Origin of the sequence: Arthrobacter alpinus, from assembly GCF_900105965.1 — a bacterium.
Lineage (GTDB): Bacteria > Actinomycetota > Actinomycetes > Actinomycetales > Micrococcaceae > Specibacter > Specibacter alpinus.
On record NZ_FNTV01000001.1, the window covers coordinates 532,263 to 553,105 of the forward strand.

Consider the following 20,843-nt stretch of genomic DNA (forward strand, 5'->3'; position numbering starts at 1 on the left):
TCACATTCTACGCGGGTAGATTGATTCTCGCACTGGCCGCACCGGCTGGGCGTAACCATCAAATGTGAGGACCAATGAATATGAAAATATTCCTTCCACGGGTAGCTGCAGTTGCCTCATTGGCGTTATTGCTCGCCGGCTGTTCAGGCAACGCAGGCGGCGGATCCGGTGGTGATGCCTTGGAATTCCAGACAAACATGTCCGCTTCCGACCCCGGCTTGGCAATACTGCAAACAGTGACCGACAAGTTCACCGAGGCCAACCCCGGCGTCAAGATCGAGCTGATCCCCGATAGCGGCAAATATGAAGCCGACATGAAAGTGCGCATGGCATCGGCGGACATGCCCGACTTGCTGGCAACCCACGGCTGGTCCCTCCTGCGTTACGGTGCGTTCCTGGAACCGCTGAACACCCAGCCCTGGGCCGGGGACTTCAACCCCGCACTGACGTCCGCCATGGCCAAAGACAGTGGGGAGTTCTATGCTCTTCCCGTCAACACCGACATCTCCGGAATCGTCTACAACAAGTCAGTTCTGGAAGAAGCCGGCATTGATCCGGCGTCGCTGACAACGTGGACCGAGTTCAATACTGCCGCCCAAAAACTCAAGGACAAGGGCATCATTCCCATCTCCGCCTCGGCCAAGGTCAACGTCTTCATCGGCAACATTGCCGACTTTGTTGCGTCGGGTTCGTTTGAGAAAGCGTCGCAGGATGGCTTCAAGAACGGCACCTTTGATGAAGCGGGCTACAGTCGCATCCTTGACCTCGTGGCTGGATGGCGCGACGCTGGATTCTTTAACCCCGACTACTCCTCGGCCACTGCTGATGACATTGCCAGGTCCATGGCGGAGGGTAAGACAGCTTTCAGCATGACCCAAAGCAGCCTCGCCACCAAGGCCTTTGAGTTCCAACCCGATGCAAAGTTGGGCTTCATGCCTGTGCCCGGATTTGACGGAAAACCATTCCTGGTTGGCGGGGAAGGGACAGCGTTTGGCGTCTCCAAGACATCGAAAAACAAGGACCAGGCCTTGAAATACCTCGCTTTCCTGGCAGAGCCCGGAAACCTTGGCCAGCTGGCTGGTGCCGTGGGCGGGACGCCGGGGCTCACTAATGCCACCTCGGACTTGGGCGCCCTGCAGGAAAGCTACGACACCTTTGCTGCCAACCCCTCCGTGCCGCTCCAGCCCTACTTCGACCGCGTTTACCTGCCCAACGGCATGTGGAACACCATGGTTTCCACGGCAGACAGCGTTGCCTCCGGCCAGGCCACAGTGCCGGCCGCGGTGGCCCAAATGAAGGGTGATTTCACCAGCCTGTTTGGGCAAAAGTAGGGATCGGCCATGTCATCCACCACCAGAATTCGCCCGCCTGCCAAGCAACTTGAGGCGACGGCAGCAGTCATTCGTAAGTCCAGGGGAGCCAATGTGCCCCGTTTCGCCGGGCGCAGCATCAACCTGCTCTATGTTCCTGCCCTTCTTGTCGTCGGAGTGTTCACTATTTACCCGCTGATCAGCGGCGTTCAGCTGTCCTTGACCAACTGGGACGGCTACAGTCCAACCCGCGGCTTTGTTGGGTTTGATAATTACCTGCGGCTTTTCAATGACCCGAATTTCCGCACAGCATTGGGAAACACCTTCCTCTTCGGTTTTGGCGGCACGGCAATTCAGCAGGTCATCGGACTTGGCTTGGCGCTCGCCCTGGATCGAGCCATGCGTGGCCGCAATGTGGCCCGCGCCATCATCTACCTGCCGGTCCTGGTGTCACCAGTTGTCATGGGAACCATGTACTACCTCTTCTTTTCCTACAATTCAGGCGGCCTCAACGACATTGTCATGACGCTCGGCGGTGAGAGGCTCTCTTGGTTGTCCAGTTCGACGTCGGTCTTGGTTCTGATTGTGATGGTGAATTCACTTCAGTTTGTCGGAATCTCCATGATCATTTATCTGGCCGGACTCCAGTCCATCCCCGGAATGTACTTCGAAGCCGCACGGCTTGACGGTGCAAGTGCGTGGCAGCAATTTACGAACATCACTGTGCCGCTCCTGCAGCCAGCATTTGCCACGAGCATCGTGTTGAACCTCATTGGTGGACTCAAGCTCTTTGACGTCATCCAGGTTTTGACCGCTGGCGGACCCGGTTATTCAACCAACTCGGTGTCAACCCTGATCAGCAAGGTCTATTTTGATAATCAAAATGCCGGGTATGCCTCTTCCATGGGTGTGACCCTCTTTATCCTCATCGCAGTGTTGACCCTGACCCTGAACACAGTCATGAACAAGAAGCGTCTGGAGAGCCAATGAGCACTGCAACAGTAATCAAGCCCGGGCCCCGCTCCTTGACAGGGCCCGCGGCAGGTCGGATCGCCATTGGCGGTGCCCTCATTGCCATGATCATCATCCAGTTGGTGCCGTTCTACATCACCGTGACCACGGCACTGAAGAAGAAGACCGACTTGTCATCCCAGTGGCTGCCACCCCTGGAGGGCATCTACTGGGAAAACTTCGCCACAGCCGTGGAAAAGGGAAACATTCTCCAAGCCGTCTTCAACAGTGCCGTTGTCACTCTGGCCAGCACCATCTTGGTATGCCTGCTCGGAGCGCTCGCCGCCTACCCGCTGGCCCGCCGCACCACCGGCATGAACAATGTGACGTCATTGATGTTTGTCACGTTGATCATGGTTCCTTCATTGAGCGTGCTGGTTCCCTTGTACTCAATGATGAACACCATGGGTGCGGTCAACACGTACTGGGGCACCATCTTGGTCATGGTGGCGACACATCTTCCGCTGGCTGTTTTTCTCTACACCTCGTTCATGCGCGGGCTTCCTTTGTCTGTTGAAGAGGCGGCATCAGTTGACGGGGCAAGCACCTTGAAGATCCTGCTGCGGATTGTCTTCCCCATGATCAAGCCCGTCACCGCAACGGTGGTCATTCTGACAAGTGTTTCCGTGTGGAACGAATACGCCTTGAGCGGCTTCCTCATGCGGAGCCCGGAACTGCGTACCATTGCCCCCGCGATTGGGAGCTTCTTCGGGGCCTCGTCCTCTGACATGGGCGCAGCTGCAGCGGGCTCGCTCATCTCGGTGGCGCCGGTGCTTCTTGTTTACCTGGTGCTCCAGAAGTACTTCATCAAGGGCATGGTTGCGGGCGCTGAAAAGTAATGCCCGCCGGGGGAGCATGGGTGCGTATCTCATATCTCGGCGAAATCACCATTGATACACGAGATGGGCCCCAGCCTTCCGGCCACTAAAAATGCTGCCTCAATACCCAGTGCACGCCATGAAATGGCGAGTATCTTGGTGGTAGGGCGCTGCTGAACAGCTGTCCCATAACTGCATATACAGGCCGTTGAGATCGTCCCGGATGGGGCAGGGTGCACCGCTGCGACCATTGTTCCGTTGAAAGGATCTGGTCATGGAATTCCTCACCCCGTTCATTCCCTTGCTGGTTGTGATTGTTGCCGTGGTTCTTGCCGCCCTGCTGGTCAGGGCAGGGGTGAAGATGATGTGGCAGGTGGCCGAGCCGAATGAGGCCCTGATCATTTCCGGGTTCACGCGGGGCAACGTCGGCACCAGCGACGGCATGGATTTCAAAATCGTCACAGGCAAGGGCGCCTTTGTCATCCCTGGGCTGCAGACGGTCCGCGCACTGTCCTTGACGCTGAATGAGACGGAATTGCAGGTCAACTGCGTGACTTCCCAAGGCATCCAGGTGGTGGTTCAGGGTGTGGTGATCTTTAAGATTGGCGATTCCACACCGTTCATCGCCAACGCGGCACGGCGCTTTCTGGGGCAGCAACCCAAAATGGAAAGCCAGGTGTACAACGTCTTTGAGGGCCACCTGCGCTCCATCATTGGCAGCATGACGGTGGAGGAGATCATTCGTGAACGCGACAAGCTCGCCTCTCAGGTCCGCAGTGCCAGCGGAACGGAAATGGAAAAGTTGGGTCTGGTGGTTGATTCCCTGCAGATCAAGGATCTTGAAGACCCCACCGGATACATCCAGAATCTGGCAAAACCGCATATTGCCCAGGTCATGATGGAGGCCAGAATCGCCGAAGCAACCCGTAACCGGGAGGCGGCTGAAAAGGAGGCGGAGGCGGCCTCGCTAATTGCAGATGCCCAAAGCGTCTCAGCCATCAAGCAGTCGGCGGCCCAGGCCAACGCCGAAACGGCCAAGGCCAATGCTGCGCAGGCTGGTCCGCTGGCTGATGCCACTGCCCGGCAGCAGGTGGTGGTGCAGGAAACGCAGGTGGCCAAACTGGAGGCGGACAGGGAGGAGCAAAAGCTGCAAACATCAGTCCGCAAGCCGGCGGATGCCAAGGCCTATGCCCAGCGAACCGAGGCCGAGGCGCAAAAGGCCGCAGACATTAGTGCCGCAGAGGCCCGGGCCAGGAAGACTGAGCTGGAGGCGCAGGCAAATGCGACGGCGGCCGCTGCCACAGCGGGGGCCACCAGGGTCACGGGTGAGGCGGAGGCTGCGGCGACGAAGGCTCGCGGGGAGGCTGCGGCGTCGGCCATCAAGGCCAAGGCGCTGGCCGAAGCCGACGGCATCAAGGCCCGTGCCGAAGCACTCGGTACCAACCAGGAGGCCGTCATCTCCCAGCAACTGGCCGAAAACATGCCGGCCATCGTGGCGGCAGCCGCGGAACCATTCGCCCACGTAGGCCAGCTGACAGTGCTCAACGGCGGAGAAGGCATCAACAACATGGTGGGCGGGATCCTGTCCCAGGTGGGCAGCTACTTGCCAGCCATACAGGCATCCCTGAAGAACGGCCGCGGGCCCAGGCCACAGGAGCCGCCGCGTGCACAGGGATCTTGACAGGAGCCTGACAGGGAAGATTGGCCGCGTCACAGGTGCCGTTGGGCCGGATACTTTGGGTGAGGTCATGCTGGAAATCAGGGGTGGCACTACGGCGTATCCGGCCCGGCCCTACGACGGCAGCAGTGTTTACCCCATGGGCGAGAGGGTGCTCGTCATGTACCTGGAACCGCCACAAACCGTGTATGTGGCGTCACTGCCGGAGTTCCTCCAACACCGGCAGTGACGCCCGGCTCCGGGCCACCGGCGCAAGGCCGTATTCGCGCGATGGCGAAATGGTTGTCACAGTAGGGTTGAAGTTGATCTGTGGACATTACTGACGCGAAGGAACATTTGTGACGCAACTGAGAATTGGCCTGATTGGTGCCGGCGGCATTGCCAGCGTCCACATTGCAGGGTGGCAGCAACAAGGCGCACACGTCAGTGTCTATTCACGCTCGGGCGCGGCCCATCTGGTCCAGCAATACGGCATCACCGAGGTGGCCACGCTGGCGGAATTGCTGGCGGCCAGTGACATGGTCAGCATCCTGACACCCACCACCACACATCACGAGTACGCCATGGCGGCCATTGCCGCGGGCAAGGACGTGATCTGTGAGAAACCGCTGGCCGAAAACACGCAGCGGGCGGCGGAGATGCTCAATGCAGCCCACGCCGCACGTGTACGGCTCTTTCCTGCTCATGTGGTGCGATTCTTCCCGGAATACGTCGCGGCCAAGGCTCAGCTGAGCGATGGCCCCTTGCCTGCGGTCTTGCATTTGAGCCGTTCCAGTGCCGCTCCGGCAGCCGGTTCCTGGTTCTTTGACGAATCGCTCGGCGGGGGAATCGTCCCGGACCAGATGATCCACGACATCGATCAGGCCCTCTGGCTTGCCGGCGACGTTCAGCGGGTCTTTGCCGTGCAGAACCCGCCCAGTGTTGACGGGATCCTGCCCCGGCCCGTCAATGCCCGAATTGTCCTCATGCACGGTAACGGTGTGCTGAGCCGTCTGAGTGGCGAGTGGGGTCCCGACGGCCTGCCGTTCAGCACCTCCATCACGGTCGAGGCGCCCGACGGCAGCACATCGTATTCGTGGCCGGAGAGCGAGGTTGCCAATGCACCCGGTGACTACCTGCCCGCGCAATCGCCCGCCAGCAGCCCCTACACTTTACAAATTGCCGAGTTCGCCGCGGCCCGCGCGTCGGGGCAGCCCTCCCGCGTCTCCGCGTTCGACGGCGTCATGGCAGTCGCGCTTGCCGAAGCAGCGGCCGCGTCCATCAAATCGGGGGAGCCGGTGGAATTCTCGGTGGCAGCCGTGGCGGCGCTGCTGGACGGTGACACAGCCGGCGTCGAACTTTAAGGGTTTGACTTCGCAGGCCAAGTGGCCAGTAGCGGCGCATGGCTTTCGGTGGAGAACCGGCTCGAGAGCCCAAGTTGCGGGAGCGAAACGGGTTAAACCCCTGAAAGTGATGCCGCGTTTGTACAGTGGTGCAGTGCTTTTCCTCAGCCGGTGAGATCGTCCAGCTCGACTCCGGTCAGGACGGTGGCCGGGTGCGGGCCAGCCGCAACGAGCTGTTGCGCCCAGCCGTCCGGCCATGGACTGTTCTTCCCCACGAGAATGATGTTGCCCGGGTAGCGGCGGCTAAATAGCATGCTGGTGCCATATGCGGCCACGTGGCCCATGGACCCCTGCAACGCCTTGCTTTGGCTCGTGACCAAGGTGAAGCCGGGCTCATCGCCAACGTTGACCGCCAGGATTCCATGGGGTGCCAGGCGGGCTGCCGCCTCTTTGTAAAAATCGGCGCAAGCCAGGTGGGCGGGTGCTTCCGGCCCACTGAAAATATCCAAAATGATCACATCGAAACGAAGCTCCTTAGGCAACTCGATGAGGGTCTCCCGCGCGTCGCCCACGTGGCTCGTGAGATTTGTGCCAGCCGGCATCGGCAACTGATCCAGCACAAAATCAAGAAGCTCACGCTCAAGCTCCACCGCATGCTGGAGCGATCCGGGCCGCGTCGCCTGGATGTATCTAGCCAGCGTCAGGGCGCCAGCACCGAGGTGTAGCGCGGTGACGGGCTCACCTGCAGGTTTAAGAAGATCAATAGTGTTGGCGATCCGGCGCAGGTATTCGTAGAAGACCTCCTGCGGCTCGGCCACGTTCACGTGCGACTGTTCCGCGCCGTCGATGCTCAACACAAACGCGTTGCTATGCCAGGGATCGGCTTCAATGCTCGCGTGAACTCCGCTGGTGCGCAGGAACCGGCTCGTCACGAGAGTTTGTCCTGAAGCGTTGAGAGGCGCCCGGCCGCTTCCTCGAGCAGGGGGACTTGCTTGCAGAAGGCGAACCGCAAGAGCGAGCGTGTGCGTGCGGCTCCCTCGGGGTGACAGAATACCGGCACCGGGATTGCAGCCACGCCGATGAGTTCCGGCAACCTGCGGGCCAACGCCGTGGCGTCCGTGATGCCCATCCTGGCGGTGTCGGCGTTGATGAAATAGGTCCCTTGGGGCAGGTAAACATCAAACCCGGCCGCGCGGAGTCCTTCTCCGAGAATGTCGCGCTTGCGGGCCAGCGTTGCGGCAGCGTCCGTGAAATAGCTGGTATCCATGCGCAAGCCGGCGGCAATAGCCCCCTGGAACGGGGTACCTGAGGAATAACTCAGGAACTGCTTGACGGTGCGGGCAGCGGCAACCAGCTCAGCCGGGCCGGAAAGCCAGCCGATTTTCCATCCTGTGAAGGAAAAGGTTTTACCGGCGGAGGAAATGGTGAGGGTGCGGTCGGCGGCGCCGGGCAGTGTAGCCACCGGTATGTGCCGGGGGCCAAAGGTCAGGTGCTCGTAGACCTCGTCGGTGAGGATAATGGCGTCATACTTAATGGCCAGGCGCACAACCTCGGCGAGCACGGTCTCGGGGAACATGGCACCTGTGGGATTGTGCGGATTGTTCAGGATGACCATTTTGGTGCGCGGGCTGAAGCTGTTCTCCAACGTGCTTAGGTCCGGCATGAAGTCGGGAGCCAACAGTGCGGCCGTGGTGTGCTTGGCGCCGCTGAGGGCGATCATGGCGCCATAGGAATCGTAGAACGGCTCGAAGGTCAGCACCTCATCGCCCGGCCCCGTCAACGCCAGGACCGCCGCGGCGATGGCCTCCGTGGCACCCGTAGTGATGATGACCTCGGATTCAGGATCCAGCGTGATGCCATAAAAACGCTCCTGATGCTCCGCCACGGCGCGGCGCAGGTCAAGAATTCCCTTGCCAGGCGCGTACTGGTTTTGCCCGGCGGCGATAGCCTCCTGGGCCAGGCGGCTGAGTTCCGCCGGGCCGTCCTCGTCGGGGAAACCTTGGCCCAAGTTAATGGCGCCGTGGGCGTTGGCAAGAGTGGTGATCTCCTCGAAGATCGTGACACCCAGCGAGCCGTCCGGGCCCATCAAGTTGGCTCCGCGTGCCGTCCGCTGCCAGGGGGTGCTCATTGATGCTCCTTGTGTGCGTGCAAAATTCCTACTTATCTTTGACCACGTTACCGGCCTTGGCGGTTCACGCCCTATCGGGCCGCTTGCGCCGCAGTGCCATTGCCGATGCCATTACCGGCCGGTACGGCAATAAATTTGACGGCACGGGGCCAAAACATTGGTCACGCGAGGTGCGGGTCGGCTAGATTCTCTTGTATGCGACGCGCGGTATGCCCCGGATCCTTTGACCCCATTCACAAGGGCCATATTGAGGTGATCGCCCGGGCCGCGGGACTTTTCGACGAGGTCATCGTTGCGGTCTCCACCAACTACGCCAAGAAATACCGATTCTCACTCAATGAGCGCTTGGAAATGGCGAAGAATACTTTCTCCGCCTTATCGGGAATTGTGGTCGAGCCCATGGGGGAGGGGCTGCTCTCTGAGTACTGTCACGCCCGCGGTGTCTCGGCGATCGTGAAGGGGCTGAGGTCATCATCTGATTTCGACTACGAGCTGCCCATGGCCACCATGAACCGCCAGCTATCCGGCGTCGAGACCGTGTTTCTGCCAGGCGACAGCAGGTACCTGCACCTGTCCTCCACCTTGATCAAGGAAGTTCACACACTCGGCGGAGATGTGGCCGACTACGTTCCCCGGGCCGTGCTGCGCCGCCTCCAGGGCGACGTTGGGCCGGATACAAGGCCAGTTCCCGTGGTGCAGCCAAGGCGATAGCCTATTTTTCCGTCTGGAAACTTTGCGGGGAATCAGTGAAAGCCAGCATCCCAAAAGTGGCTGAGAGTTACATCACGCGCGGCGCGAGCAAATGGGGTCGCCGTAGAGGGACTCTCTGTCGTAGACTGGATAAGGCCAATTTGGTCTGGTACCGCTCGTTTTGATGCCCGTGATCTTTCGGGCTAAGATGGTGCGTCGGTCATATGTTCTTACAGGAGTTCTCATTAGCGAAACCACGTTGGGCAACAAGTCCAACCATGGCACGCCCCTCACCATTGGTGTAAGGGAGCTCGGGCGCAGCCCGGGCAGCATGTGGAAGTTCGAAGAACGTATACCTGTGCCGGAAGAATTTGGCACTCCGCTCATTGGCGCGACGCCCGGATCCATTTTGGATCTGGAACTCCGTTTTGAGGCCGTCCATGAAGGAATTCTGGTGTCGGGCAACGTACTTGTCGAAGTGACAGGTGAGTGCTCCCGCTGCTTGGAGACCTTCGAGGATGAACTTGAAGTCGATGTGCAAGAACTTTTCTTCTACGAGGAGCCGTCCGCGGAATTCCTTGAACAGGAAGAAGATCAGCAACGTTGGGTCGAGCACGATTCTATCGATCTTGAACCGGTGTTGCGGGACGCAGTGGTAACCGCCCTGCCGTTCCAGCCGGTGTGCCGGGAAGACTGCGAGGGTCTGTGTTCCGAATGCGGAATACACCTTGCAGATGAGCCGGGGCACCATCACGAGATCCTAGATTCTCGGTGGGCTGCCCTACAGGGCTTAACCGGCGAAGAAAACTAGCAAATAAGTTTTTACTTGTGGGCAGATGCCCGTAAGTTATCGAGAGAAAAGAGTTTGCCGTGGCTGTTCCCAAGCGGAAGATGTCCCGTGCCAATACGCGCGCACGCCGTTCCCAGTGGAAGGCCACCGCGCCTGCTCTGGTCAAGACCATTGAAAACGGACAGGTTGTTTACAGCTTGCCGCACCAGGCCAAGGTCGTTACCGACTCAGCCGGCACCGCACTGTTCTTGGAGTACAAGGGCCGTAAGGTTGCTGACGTCTAAAGACGTCCGTGCGGCCAATTGGTCCGTTCGAGTTAATTAATATTTAGCAGGAGTGTCATGTCCGCAGAAATTCCATCATCGGAACTCACGGACGGACACAAGCTGCTCTTGAAGCGTCTCGGTGTCAGTATTGATGCCGGGACGCTTCGTCTTGCCCTGACACATAGGTCTTATGCCTATGAAAACGGTGGCCTCCCCACCAATGAGCGCCTCGAGTTCCTGGGCGATTCGATTCTGGGATTCTCCGTCACCGACGCGTTGTACCGCGATAACCCGCTGCTGCCCGAAGGTGACCTGGCCAAGCGCCGCTCCTCCGTGGTCTCCACGCGGGCTCTGGCTTCTATCGGCCGCTCCTTGGGTGTGGGTGAATTCATTTACCTGGGCCAGGGCGAACGACTTACCAAGGGCCGCAATAAATCCTCCATCCTGGCCGACACCATGGAAGCCCTCATCGGCGCCACTTACCTGACTCACGGGATCGAAGTTGCCCGCCAGCTGGTTATGCGCCTGGTAGGTCCGCTGTTGGCCGATTCCGCTGTGCTCGGCGCCGGGACCGACTGGAAAACCAACATCCAGGAAATCTCGGCAGCCCAGCACCTCGGCTCCATTACTTACGACATCACCGGCGTTGGCCCCGACCACGACCGCTCCTTCACCGCACGCCTGATCATCGGCGGCCAGCATTACGGCACCGGCACCGGCCCCTCCAAGAAGGAAGCCGAGCGCACCGCCGCCGCCGCTGCCTGGATTGAACTGGAAAAACGTTTCGATCCGAAATCTTCCTCCGCGGACGACGCCGAATCTTCCTCCGCGGGCACGGCGGCTGCCGCGGCCCCGGCGACTGCCGCAGAATAATGCCAGAGCTGCCTGAGGTTGAGGTGGTTCGCCGTGGTCTGGAACGCTGGATCGCCGGGCGGCAAATTACGGATGTTTCCGTTCCTGACCCACGATCGATCCGCCGTCATGCCCTGGGCGTTGAAGATTTCCGAGGGAATCTAATGGGCGCTACCGTGGTGGACGTTGTTCGGCGTGGAAAATTCTTGTGGATGCCACTCAGCGATGACCCCTCGTCTTCTGCCGCGCCGCACACGGCACTCGTGGCCCACTTGGGCATGAGCGGACAGTTGTTGGTGGAATCGCCAGAGCAACCACACGAGAAGCATCTCAAGGTACGTTTGTCCTTCTCACCCCGTTTGGACACACCCGAGGAATTGCGCTTCGTTGACCAGCGGATCTTCGGCGGCATGTTTGTCACCTCCCTGGTTCCCACTGCAGACGGCATGCCCGGTGGCTGCGGCATGGCTGTCGATGGTGGACTGGCGCTCATCCCGGAGGAAGCTGCCCATATTGGCCGCGACCCCTTGGATCCCTTCTTTGACATGGAGGCTCTCCATCAAAAGCTGCGTGCTCGGAAGACGGGCCTGAAGCGAGCCTTGCTCGACCAAGCCTTTGTCTCCGGAATCGGCAATATCTACGCTGATGAGGCGTTGTGGGCGGCCAAGATGCACTATGCCCGGCGCACCGAGACCATGCGCCGGCCCGATACCGAACGGATCATTCATGCAGCCCGCGACGTCATGGTACGGGCGCTTGACGCCGGTGGGACCAGTTTTGACTCGCTGTACGTCAATGTCAATGGCGCTTCAGGCTACTTTTCCCGTTCACTAAACGCCTACGGTCGCGACGGAGAGCCTTGTCCGCGTTGTGGAACGTTGATCAAGCGTGAGAGCTTCATGAACCGTGGCTCGCACTTTTGCCCGCTGTGCCAGCGGTTGCGGTGATGGTGTACGGAAATGGTCATGAAGAGCGTCCTGTTGATGCTCGCAACCTTAGCCGCTTGCTCCTTGCCGGGCGCCCCTAAAACACTTGACGAGGAACAACTCGAGTCGATCTCGGAGAGCGTCACACAGGCGCAGCCAGGCCTGCAATGACACCGAGCAGGCCTTGACCGCACAAAAGATCTCGGCATTTGAGCACTGCTTCGATTGGCGTAGCTGGACACAGGATCAAGTGCAGAATCTGGATGCACGTCTCGGGGAAGTCCGTGGGCTTGGATACGGAGGTGTTCTACGCAACGCGCAGGAACAACGGCCACTATCCGAGTGCCACTCCTTCGCGTCGACCAGCGGTAGGGAACAGCTAGGTAAATTCCTCCGCGGGAATGACGCCGTTTCCGGCGCCAACCAACTACCTGCTAGGTGAGGGATGCTCCCGGTAGTGTTCCGCCAACAGTTCCAGACCCTCATCCAAGGAAACAGCCGGCTTCCAATCGAGCACTGCCTGCGTGTGGCGCTGATCAAACCAATGAGCCGTGGAGAGCTGCTCGGCCAGGAAACGGGTCATGGGTGGTTCGTCCTGGACCCAGCCGCGTGAACCGGCAGCCGTCCACGCCTTCTCAATGACGGAACCGGCACCTCGCGCCAGCCAACCCGGCACCGAATAGCCCGGTGCCCGCACGCCAGCGGCGGCACAAATCCCGGCAATCAGTTCGCCCACCGGACGTGGCTCGCCGTTCGTGACCACCAGCGCTTGACCGTGGGCGTAGTCCATGCGTTCGAGCCCGCGCACGATGGCCTCGGCGGCATTGTCCACATAGGTGGTGTCGATGAGGGCGCGGCCGCCATCCAAGAGGGGAAGACGGCCGGCTCGTGCCCGTTCCACCACACGCTCAACCAGCTGACTATCGCCGGGACCCCACACGATGTGCGGGCGAATGGCGGTGACTCGAAATTCGGGGGAGTCGGCAGCCAAAGCAATTTCCTCAGCCGCTGCCTTGGACCGGGCGTAGTGGCCGCGGGCCAGCAAAGGGTTTGCAGATCCGGCGGAAGCACCAACAATCGAGGATCCGAAGTGAGCAACTGACGGTGAGGAGACAAACACAAAGTCCCGCACACCCTCATGCTGCGCGGCGGCAATGAGCTGACGCGTGCCCACAATATTCGTGGAGACAAATTCGCTCCACTCGCCCGTGAAGGAAACTTTCGCCGCCAAATGCACCACGGCGCCAACACCGGCCACTGCGCGGGCCGCAACATCCGGATCCACCACGGAGCCCTGAATGGATTCCCAAGGAGAATCCACGGCTCGGCGCTGAAGGGTTCGCACCAAGAAACCGCGGTCATGGAGGAGTTGTGCAACGGCACGGCCCAGCAAGCCACTGGTGCCGGTGACCAGCACCCTCCGCTGCAGGGAGGCACTCAAGGCCGGCCAGCCTTTTTGCCCGCCAACATGCGCCCCGCCCACTGTGCGAGCTTGGCCCGATCGATCTTCGAGTTATGCCGAACATCCGTGGGCATCGCGTCAATGACCAGCACGGCGGAGAGCTGCAAACCCAAGGAACGTGCAGCCGCTCGCACATCGGCAGCAAGCGCCACGGGAGCCAATCCCGAACGCTTCACGGCCGGCAAGGTCTCAACGATTGCCACAACTGCCTGGGTTCCGGCCGGGCCAACACCAACAATCGCGGCACGTGCCACGGAGGTGACGAGTTCCACGGCTTGCTCGGCGGCAACCGGAGTCTTGACGCCGTCGGCCGTTGTCAGGATGTGTTCCATCCGGCCCTCAACCCACAAACGTCCTTCCGAATCCAGATGTCCCACATCACCGCTGCGGTGCCATCCGGGAATTGACACGCTGCGCTGCTGCGTGATCCACAAACGGTCGTAGCGTTCCTTGACGTGCGGGGCGCGGACCAGAATTTCGCCAGTTACTCCGGGAGCGGTGCCTGGCTCGGGCATCACAACGCCGTCCGCCGAAAGCGGCGCGATGGCCACAGTGGCGCCATTGACGGGCGTACCAACGCAGACGCCATTGCCTACGCCTGCGGCACGAATGCCCGGCAGGTCAATGTCGGTTACGGGCAGGGCCTCGGTCATCCCGTAGGGCGTGTGCAAGGCGGCGTTAGGCGCCAGTGTTTGGACGCGCTCAAGGAGCGGCACGGCCAGGGGTGCACCCGCTGAAAGGACAAGCTTGATGTCGGCCAGCGCCTTTTGCTGAGCCGGCGAAAGTTCCGCAGCGGTCGCCACAACATTGACCAGGGCGGCCGGGGAGGCAAAAACAACAGTTGCGCTGATGGCAGCTGCGGCATCGGCCAAAGCCTTGGCCGTGAGCGTGCGAGGTGCCGTGACGTCCATGTCCGGGGTTACCGTGGTGGCGCCGAGGGCAGGACCCAACAGGGCGAAGGGGGCAAAGCCGGCCACAAGGGCAGTCCCTGCTTCCAAGCGATACGTTGACTTCAAGGTGTCACGCATCGCGGCCAGCCGGCGGTTGGTGTAAACAACTCCCTTGGCCGGTCCGGTGGACCCGGAGGTGAACAACACAGCCGCGTCGTCGTCCGGCGCGGGTGCGCCGAAGACGGCCGGGGTGCCGGCGAGCCGCACCACGCGGCCGTTGGCCATGAGCTGGGGAATCGTGGCGGCAACGTCCAGAACCGCCTTCTTGGCACCAGCGGTGGACGGCGTAAAATCGTCGGCCGCGATCCGTACACCGGGCCAGTTGTATAGCCGGGCACCAGCTAGCGCACGTTCAATGCCGATCAAATAATCGGGGCCCGCTCCTTTGATGGCGCGGCTCATTCCGGCCGTTCCGAGACCCGCATCGGCCACCACAATGATGGCCCCCAGACGAAGGCAGGAGTAGATCAAGGTGGTCAGGTTGATGCCGGGTGGAACCAAAAGGCTCACCCGGTTCCCGGCCTTGACGCCAAGTTCACGCAGGCCCGCGGCCAGGTCATCAACGTCACGGGACAGCTGCGCCCACGAGAGCCCGCGCGTACCTTCTCCAGCGGGCAGCATGTCAACAACGGCCGTGGTGGTGTCCTCGCGCCGCGCATCCAGCTCGGCCAACATCGGAACGTAGTCGCCCGCGCCGGTGGTCGAGCTTGCAAAGACGCCGTCCGATAGGACGTTTTTCGCCAACCACGCAAACGTTGGGGCGGCGATGTCACGGTCTTCCTGCACCAGGTGGCTGGCACCTTCAAAACGGTGCACATCTGCTTGGGGCAGACGCGTCACCAGATCGCGCAGGTAGCGGTCCGAGAATACCGGGTCCTTGGGGCCCCACATCATGAATGCGGGCACGCCGAGGGTGCCGATGTCTTCCGCGACCGTATCGAGGGTGGTGCGGGACGGGTGGTCGGTTGTGAACGGAATATCCGCCACGAAGTTACCCACGCCAGCCCTGCGGGCAACGGTTTTGTACGGTGCCATGAACGCGTCACGGACATCCTCTGTCAAGGAGGGCTGGCCCAAGCCGTGGGTGATGCGCAAGAAGGCGGTCGACGTCGTCGTGCCCCACTTGTGAACGGCCGGGTGCAGTGCCAATTTCAGTGCCGGGGGCAGCGCAAAGCCGGCCGGGTGGACAGCGGTGTTGGTCAGGACTACCGCCGCGAGCTGTTCGCGGTGGCGGGTGGCCCAGCCGAGGGAGATGAGGCCGCCCCAGTCGTGACCCACGCTGACCACGGGGCCGGTGAGAGCCAATGCGTCGGTGAAGTCGGAGAGGTCGTTGATGCGGTCTGCCAGACGGCGGAAGGTGCCCGTGCGCTCGGAGAAGCCCATGTCCAGCTGGTCTACGGCGATCACACGCCAGGGGCCGCCGGCCGCGAGAGTTGTGGGAGAGGTGGCCTCGGCCAGAAGAGTGCGCCACAGATAGGACCAGGTGGGGTTCCCATGGACGCAGAGCAATGTGCCAACCGGTTCCTGGCCTGTGGCGAGGACGTCGGATTCGTTGTCCAAATAGTGCCACTGGCGTTGGCTGCCGGAGGGGTCAACGTCGGAGGTGGAGGGAACCGCAAGGGTTCGCTGCCATTCGCCTCGGACGCCGGGCCACGGAGCAGGACTGGCACCTTCAGAGTCAGTAACTTCGCCGGACGCCACTGCTACCACGCAATTTCCATCATCGCGGTGTTGAGCCCGGAGCCCACGCCCATGCACAGCACGCGGTCGCCCGGATTCAGGCTCTGGGATTCCTGGGCCAAAGTCATGGGCAGCGAGGCCGGCCCCACATTGCCCCACTTGGGGAACGTGATGGGCACGCGGTTCTTGACCAGGTTCACAGCCTTGATGATGGCGTTCGTGTAGGAGTTGGAGACCTGGTGGGTGACGTAGCGGTCCATGGAACGCCAGTCCCAACCATCCGTGTGGGCCTCGTGCCACGCGTCGGTGACCAGCTCCAGGCCGTTGTCCAGCAAACCCTTGGTGTCGGTGAACATGCCATCCGGGCCGCCCACGCACAGTTCATGGTGCTGGGTGCCTGCACGGGAGACGCCGCCCAGGATGCGGTGTCCTCCGGGGTGCAGATCGGCCGGGCCAATGACGGCAGCGGCAGCGCCGGAACCGAGGGTCAGCGTGGCGAATTCCTTCAGGTAGTCCTCGCGAGTGGACGTCTCGGCGTTCAAGCGGCGGAACGTGGTTTCCTGCGTGGCCTGGGCATCTTCGCCGGCCACGATGAGGGCGTACTTGATCTGGCCCGAGTCGATCATGTTGGCAGCCAGCGTCATGCCGTTGACAAAGCCGAGGCAGGCATTGGCCACGTCAAAGTTCATGGCGGAGGAGGGCAGTCCCAGACCGTTGTGAACCTTAACGGCAACAGAGGGTTCAAGGTTGCGGCGGGTCACGGAGGTGTTGATCAGCAAACCAACCTGGCCGGCTTCGATTCCGGCCTCGGCAAGTGCCTTGGCACCTGCCTCGATGGCGGCGTCGTCAAAGTCAGTTCCCGGGGCCCACCAGCGGCGTTCCTCCACACCAGCAACTCGCTCCAAAAGACGCTTGGAGAGTTTCAATCGCTTCAGGCTTGGGGCCAGACGGGCGTCAAAGTCGCTGGATTTAACCACCACCGGCGCCTCAATGCTGGAGACCGCAAGCAAGGCGGTGTTATGGTGACGAAACGTAGCGTTGCCGATCAAGAGCCAGCCTTTATCTTGGGGTGTTCGGTGTCAGATGGCACTGAAAAACCAGTGACCTGGCCTGGATTTGCGCAGGTCCAGCCTAGATTGGCCCCCCGCGCTGATCAAGACCCAACCTTAACTATGCACCTTTAAGGGGTCATCACGCACATGCACCGCGGTGCATACACGCGCCCCCTTTGAACCGGTACCCGGGTGGCTGGGTCGAATTCACGGTAGATTGGGAGCCGAGAAGTTATCTTGTGCAGGAGAAGAAACCAGTTTGCATCTAAAAAGTCTTACCGTGCGCGGATTCAAGTCGTTCGCCTCGGCCACCACCTTCGACTTTGAACCCGGTGTCACAGCCGTAGTAGGCCCCAACGGGTCCGGCAAGTCCAACGTGGTTGATGCGCTGGCCTGGGTCATGGGGGAACAAGGCGCGAAGACGCTGCGTGGCGGCAAAATGGAAGACGTCATCTTTGCCGGTACCTCCGGCCGCCCACCACTGGGCCGCGCCCACGTTGCCCTCACGATTGACAACGCCGACGGCGCCCTGCCGATCGACTACGCCGAGGTCACTATCTCACGCACCCTCTTCAGGGCTGGCGGATCCGAGTACGCCATCAATGGCACCTCCTGCCGGTTGCTTGATATTCAGGAGCTACTCTCCGACTCCGGTTTGGGCCGGGAGATGCATGTCATTGTGGGACAGGGGCAGCTCGATAAGGTGTTGCACGCAACGCCGGAGGACCGCCGCGGCTTCATCGAGGAAGCAGCCGGAATCCTCAAACACCGCCGGCGCAAGGAAAAAACGCTGCGCAAGCTGGAGGCCATGGGGGCAAACCTGGCCAGGCTGAGCGACCTAACCGGGGAGATCCGCCGTCAGCTGACCCCGTTGGGTAAGCAGGCCGCCGTGGCCAGGCGCGCCCAGTCGGTGCAATTTGATGTCCGTGATGCCAGGGCCCGCCTGCTGGCCGATGACATCGTGACCTTAAGCACCGCCGTCGAACGGGACGAGGCGGCCGAGTTGGCGCTGAAAAACCGACGAGAACAGGTGGAACGGCAGCTGCAGGCCGGCCGTAAACAGCAGGCCGGGTTGGAACAAGCTGCTGCCGCCGCCACTCCCGTGCTCAACGCTGCCCGTGACAACTGGTACCAGCTGTGCGCCACCCGTGATCAGCTCAAGGCCTTGGGTGCCCTCGCCGCGGAACGCCAGCGTCACCTGGGTGCAACGGATGCCGCTCCCGATCCCAGCCGCGATCCGGACCGGCTCGCCGAGCAGGCAGCACGATTGCGCGCCGAGGAAGCCGAGCTGGACATGGCGCTCGAGGAACGGCGCTATGGACTGGAAACGGCCATGGAGATCAAGGAAGACGCAGAGGCAGCCGTCCGCGCCGAGGAACAGCGTGTGCGTGAGCAAATGCGTGCCACCGCCGATCGTCGTGAGGGGTTGGCCCGCCTGGCCGGCAAGGTGTCCTCGGCCCGTTCTCGCGTCGAATCGGCAGAAGCTGAGATTGGCCGCCTGCACCAGAGCAAGGCAGCCGGCGCGGATCGTCACAGCGCCGCTGTGCAGGAGTTTGCCGCATTGGAATCGCAGGTGGCGGGCGTGGAAGCCGGCGAGGCACGCCTTGACGCCGACTACGAGGTCGCCGCCGAGGCGCTGGCCGAACTCGACGCCAAGCACCGAGCGGTGAGCGAAGAGCAGCTCGCCGCTGAACGAGAACGCGATTCCCTGACCGCAAGGCGTGACGCCCTGGCCATTGGTTTGCTGCGCAAGGATGCCAGCGCCCACCTGCTCGAGGCCCGGCCGGCCGGTGTCCTAGCCTCCATGGCGCAGCTCGTCCATGTTGTCCCCAGCCATGAAACAGCCATTGCCGCAGCCCTGGACGCCGCAGCCGAAGGTGTTGCCGTGAGCGATCCAGCAGCCGCGCTCAATGCGCTGGAACTGGTCAAGGAGAACGACGTCGGTCGGGTCACCCTTGTGGTGGCTGGCTCCACCCCTCCGGCTACCAGCTCCTCGAGCGACGCCGTCTCTCGGCAGACTGCAGCGGTGGTGGCGGCTGGTGCGGTGTCTGGTGCCGCCGTCGGACGTTCACAAGTGCAGGCTCCGGATGAACTTGAGCAAGCACTCGATTTCCTCTTGGCTGGCGTTGTGCTGGTTCCCGGCCTGGATCAAGCCAAGGAAGTCCTTGCCCACGATTCCCGGCTGACGGCGGTCACGGCGCAGGGCGATGTCATCACCACGTTCTACGTCAAGGGCGGTTCAGCGACGGCGCCGTCGCTGTTGGAGCTGCAGGCCGCCGTGGATGAGACCGAGACTTCGCTGCGGGCGGCCACGGCGCGAGTCGAGCAGGCCCGCTTTGCGTTGGCTGGGTTGCAGGGGCGGCGCGGGGAACTGGCTCAGGCGGAAGCGGATGCGCTCGCATCGCTTCACGAATCCGACGCACGGCTAGCTGCAGTTGCCGAACGGCTGGGATCGTTGGGGGCTACCTTGCGATCGGCAGCGGGGGAGTCGCAGCGGCATGCCCAGACGTTGAATGCGGCCACGGAAAACTTGGCCCGGGAGCAGCAGGCCTTGACGGAGATCGCCGCGCGGCTGGCCAAGGCCCAAGAGGCTCCCGCGGAGGTGGAGCCCTCCATGGAGGAACGCGACACCTTGGCGGCTGCCGCAACGGCGGCCCGCACCGTGGAGATGGAAACCCGGCTTTCCTTGCGCAGCACGGAGGAGGCGCTCAATACTGCAAGCACCCGGGCTGCCGCCTTGGAACGTGCCGCGGCAACCGAGCGGATGGCCAGGGAGCAAGCCGCCCAGCGCGCCAATCGCAGGCTTTTTCAGGCAAAGAAGGCGGCCGCTGTGGCCGCGGCAACGAAACATATATTGGTGTTTGTCGAAGAGTCCATCACTTTGGCCGAGCAGGTCCGGGATGAGGCTGAGGAACAGCGGGCTACCCGCGAGGTGGAGCTCATGGCCGTCCGTGCCGCCACTTTTGAGGCCGAGAAGGAACTGGCCAAACTCACGGACACCGTCCACAAGGACGAGATGGCCCGGGCCGCCCAACGTTTGCGGATTGAAACACTGGAAAACAAGTCGATTGAGGAACTTGGTCTGAGCGTGGACCACCTTATCCGTGAGTATGGCCCCGAGACGCTCGTGCCGCTGGGTCCGGGTGTGGTCACCGACAAGTGGGCCGCGCTGCGCGTTGAGGTGGACGCATCCGGGGAACAAATCCGCGAGGGCACCCCCTTTGTGCGCGAGGAGCAGGAAAAACGGCTCAAGCGGGCCGAACGCGATCTGGCCGCATTGGGCAAGGTCAACCCGCTCGCGCTGGAGGAGTTTGCCGCCCTTGAGGAACGCCACCAGTTCCTCTCGTCACAGCTGGAGGACCTCAAGTCCAGTCGCAGGGACCTCATGGACATCATCAAAGAGGTGGACCAGCGGGTCGAGGAGGTCTTCACGGCCGCATATGCCGACACCGCCGTGCAATTTGAGCGTGTGTTTGGCCGGCTGTTCCCTGGCGGCGAGGGTCGGCTGGTCCTGACGGACCCCTCCGACATGCTCACGACCGGCATTGAGGTGGAGGCGCGTCCCGCCGGCAAACGGATTAAACGGCTCTCGCTGCTCTCCGGTGGGGAGCGCTCGCTGACGGCCGTGGCACTGCTCGTGGCGATCTTCAAGGCCCGCCCCTCGCCGTTCTACGTCATGGATGAGGTGGAGGCCGCGCTGGATGACACTAACCTGGGCCGGCTCATCACCATCTTTGAGGAACTGCGCGAGTCCAGCCAGCTCATCATCATCACGCACCAAAAGCGCACCATGGACGTGGCCGACGCCCTCTATGGCGTGTCCATGAGGGGCGACGGCGTCTCAACGGTCATCAGCCAGCGGATGGACCGCGCCGCCGCCGGTTAGCTCGCCGTGCAAGGACCGTCCG

General features: G+C 61.8%; 17 protein-coding genes. 12 read left to right on the top strand and 5 right to left on the bottom strand.

Going from position 1 to position 20,843, the window contains the following annotated elements; all coding sequences use genetic code 11:
• The first annotated feature begins 80 nt into the window (after positions 1 to 80).
• The 6 genes from BLV41_RS02395 (at position 81) to BLV41_RS02420 (ending at position 6,160) form a co-directional block, all read left to right on the top strand.
• Positions 81 to 1,331, top strand: coding sequence for an ABC transporter substrate-binding protein (locus tag BLV41_RS02395; RefSeq protein WP_074710241.1), 1,251 nt, complete (start codon positions 81 to 83; stop codon positions 1,329 to 1,331).
• Positions 1,332 to 1,340: 9 nt separating this feature from the next.
• Positions 1,341 to 2,300 carry a carbohydrate ABC transporter permease gene (locus tag BLV41_RS02400; protein WP_083360560.1) on the top strand — a complete coding sequence of 320 codons (960 nt, stop codon included), beginning with the start codon at positions 1,341 to 1,343 and terminating at the stop codon, positions 2,298 to 2,300.
• Positions 2,297 to 3,160: a carbohydrate ABC transporter permease gene (locus BLV41_RS02405; RefSeq protein WP_083360561.1), complete on the top strand. Its 864-nt coding sequence runs from the start codon at positions 2,297 to 2,299 to the stop codon at positions 3,158 to 3,160. The genes BLV41_RS02400 and BLV41_RS02405 overlap by 4 nt, the downstream gene beginning before the upstream one ends.
• A 253-nt stretch (positions 3,161 to 3,413) precedes the next feature.
• Positions 3,414 to 4,820, top strand: coding sequence for an SPFH domain-containing protein (locus tag BLV41_RS02410; protein WP_074710243.1), 1,407 nt, complete (start codon positions 3,414 to 3,416; stop codon positions 4,818 to 4,820).
• Entirely contained in the window at positions 4,804 to 5,046 is a 243-nt protein-coding gene (locus tag BLV41_RS02415) for a hypothetical protein (RefSeq protein WP_139244183.1), read from the top strand. Before BLV41_RS02410 ends, BLV41_RS02415 begins: the two co-directional genes overlap by 17 nt.
• Positions 5,047 to 5,155: 109 nt before the next feature.
• Complete coding sequence (locus BLV41_RS02420; protein ID WP_074710245.1) at positions 5,156 to 6,160, top strand: Gfo/Idh/MocA family protein; 1,005 nt, start codon at positions 5,156 to 5,158, stop codon at positions 6,158 to 6,160.
• Between the two features lie 143 nt (positions 6,161 to 6,303).
• On the opposite strand, the gene BLV41_RS02425 is transcribed toward BLV41_RS02420, so the two are convergent.
• Together BLV41_RS02425 and BLV41_RS02430 are read right to left on the bottom strand one after the other, a co-directional pair.
• Positions 6,304 to 7,071: a spermidine synthase gene (locus BLV41_RS02425; protein ID WP_170835406.1), complete on the bottom strand. Its 768-nt coding sequence runs from the start codon at positions 7,069 to 7,071 to the stop codon at positions 6,304 to 6,306.
• Positions 7,068 to 8,267: an aminotransferase class I/II-fold pyridoxal phosphate-dependent enzyme gene (locus BLV41_RS02430; RefSeq protein ID WP_083360562.1), complete on the bottom strand. Its 1,200-nt coding sequence runs from the start codon at positions 8,265 to 8,267 to the stop codon at positions 7,068 to 7,070. Before BLV41_RS02430 ends, BLV41_RS02425 begins: the two co-directional genes overlap by 4 nt.
• A 195-nt stretch (positions 8,268 to 8,462) precedes the next feature.
• On the opposite strand from BLV41_RS02430, the gene coaD reads away from it, so the two are divergent.
• The 5 genes from coaD to mutM all read left to right on the top strand — a co-directional run bounded on the left by coaD (position 8,463) and on the right by mutM (position 11,812).
• The gene (gene coaD, locus BLV41_RS02435) at positions 8,463 to 8,978 is read left to right on the top strand and encodes a pantetheine-phosphate adenylyltransferase (protein ID WP_044579360.1); all 516 of its coding nucleotides are present in this window, start codon (positions 8,463 to 8,465) and stop codon (positions 8,976 to 8,978) included.
• Between the two features lie 310 nt (positions 8,979 to 9,288).
• A complete protein-coding gene (locus tag BLV41_RS02440) occupies positions 9,289 to 9,768 on the top strand; it encodes a YceD family protein (protein WP_074713060.1) in 480 nt (159 codons plus the stop codon).
• A gap of 59 nt (positions 9,769 to 9,827) precedes the next feature.
• The gene (gene rpmF, locus BLV41_RS02445) at positions 9,828 to 10,031 is read left to right on the top strand and encodes a 50S ribosomal protein L32 (protein WP_044579357.1); all 204 of its coding nucleotides are present in this window, start codon (positions 9,828 to 9,830) and stop codon (positions 10,029 to 10,031) included.
• Positions 10,032 to 10,088: 57 nt separating this feature from the next.
• On the top strand, positions 10,089 to 10,886 hold the full coding sequence (gene rnc / locus BLV41_RS02450; protein WP_044579348.1) for a ribonuclease III: 798 nt from the start codon (positions 10,089 to 10,091) through the stop codon (positions 10,884 to 10,886).
• Complete coding sequence (gene mutM, locus BLV41_RS02455) at positions 10,886 to 11,812, top strand: bifunctional DNA-formamidopyrimidine glycosylase/DNA-(apurinic or apyrimidinic site) lyase (protein ID WP_074710249.1); 927 nt, start codon at positions 10,886 to 10,888, stop codon at positions 11,810 to 11,812. The genes rnc and mutM overlap by 1 nt, the downstream gene beginning before the upstream one ends.
• A 406-nt stretch (positions 11,813 to 12,218) precedes the next feature.
• On the opposite strand, the gene BLV41_RS02460 is transcribed toward mutM, so the two are convergent.
• The 3 genes from BLV41_RS02460 to BLV41_RS02470 are packed head-to-tail and all read right to left on the bottom strand — an operon-like array spanning position 12,219 to position 16,932.
• Positions 12,219 to 13,232: an NAD-dependent epimerase/dehydratase family protein gene (locus tag BLV41_RS02460; RefSeq protein ID WP_074710251.1), complete on the bottom strand. Its 1,014-nt coding sequence runs from the start codon at positions 13,230 to 13,232 to the stop codon at positions 12,219 to 12,221.
• Positions 13,229 to 15,913, bottom strand: a complete 2,685-nt coding sequence (locus BLV41_RS02465) for an alpha/beta fold hydrolase (RefSeq protein ID WP_244516709.1) — start codon at positions 15,911 to 15,913, stop codon at positions 13,229 to 13,231. Before BLV41_RS02465 ends, BLV41_RS02460 begins: the two co-directional genes overlap by 4 nt.
• Positions 15,907 to 16,932 (bottom strand): 3-oxoacyl-ACP synthase III, encoded by a 1,026-nt coding sequence (locus tag BLV41_RS02470; protein WP_044579339.1) that lies wholly within the window; start codon positions 16,930 to 16,932, stop codon positions 15,907 to 15,909. The genes BLV41_RS02465 and BLV41_RS02470 overlap by 7 nt, the downstream gene beginning before the upstream one ends.
• A gap of 262 nt (positions 16,933 to 17,194) precedes the next feature.
• On the opposite strand from BLV41_RS02470, the gene smc reads away from it, so the two are divergent.
• Positions 17,195 to 20,821: a chromosome segregation protein SMC gene (gene smc / locus BLV41_RS02475; RefSeq protein WP_074710253.1), complete on the top strand. Its 3,627-nt coding sequence runs from the start codon at positions 17,195 to 17,197 to the stop codon at positions 20,819 to 20,821.
• The last annotated feature ends 22 nt before the right edge of the window (positions 20,822 to 20,843 follow it).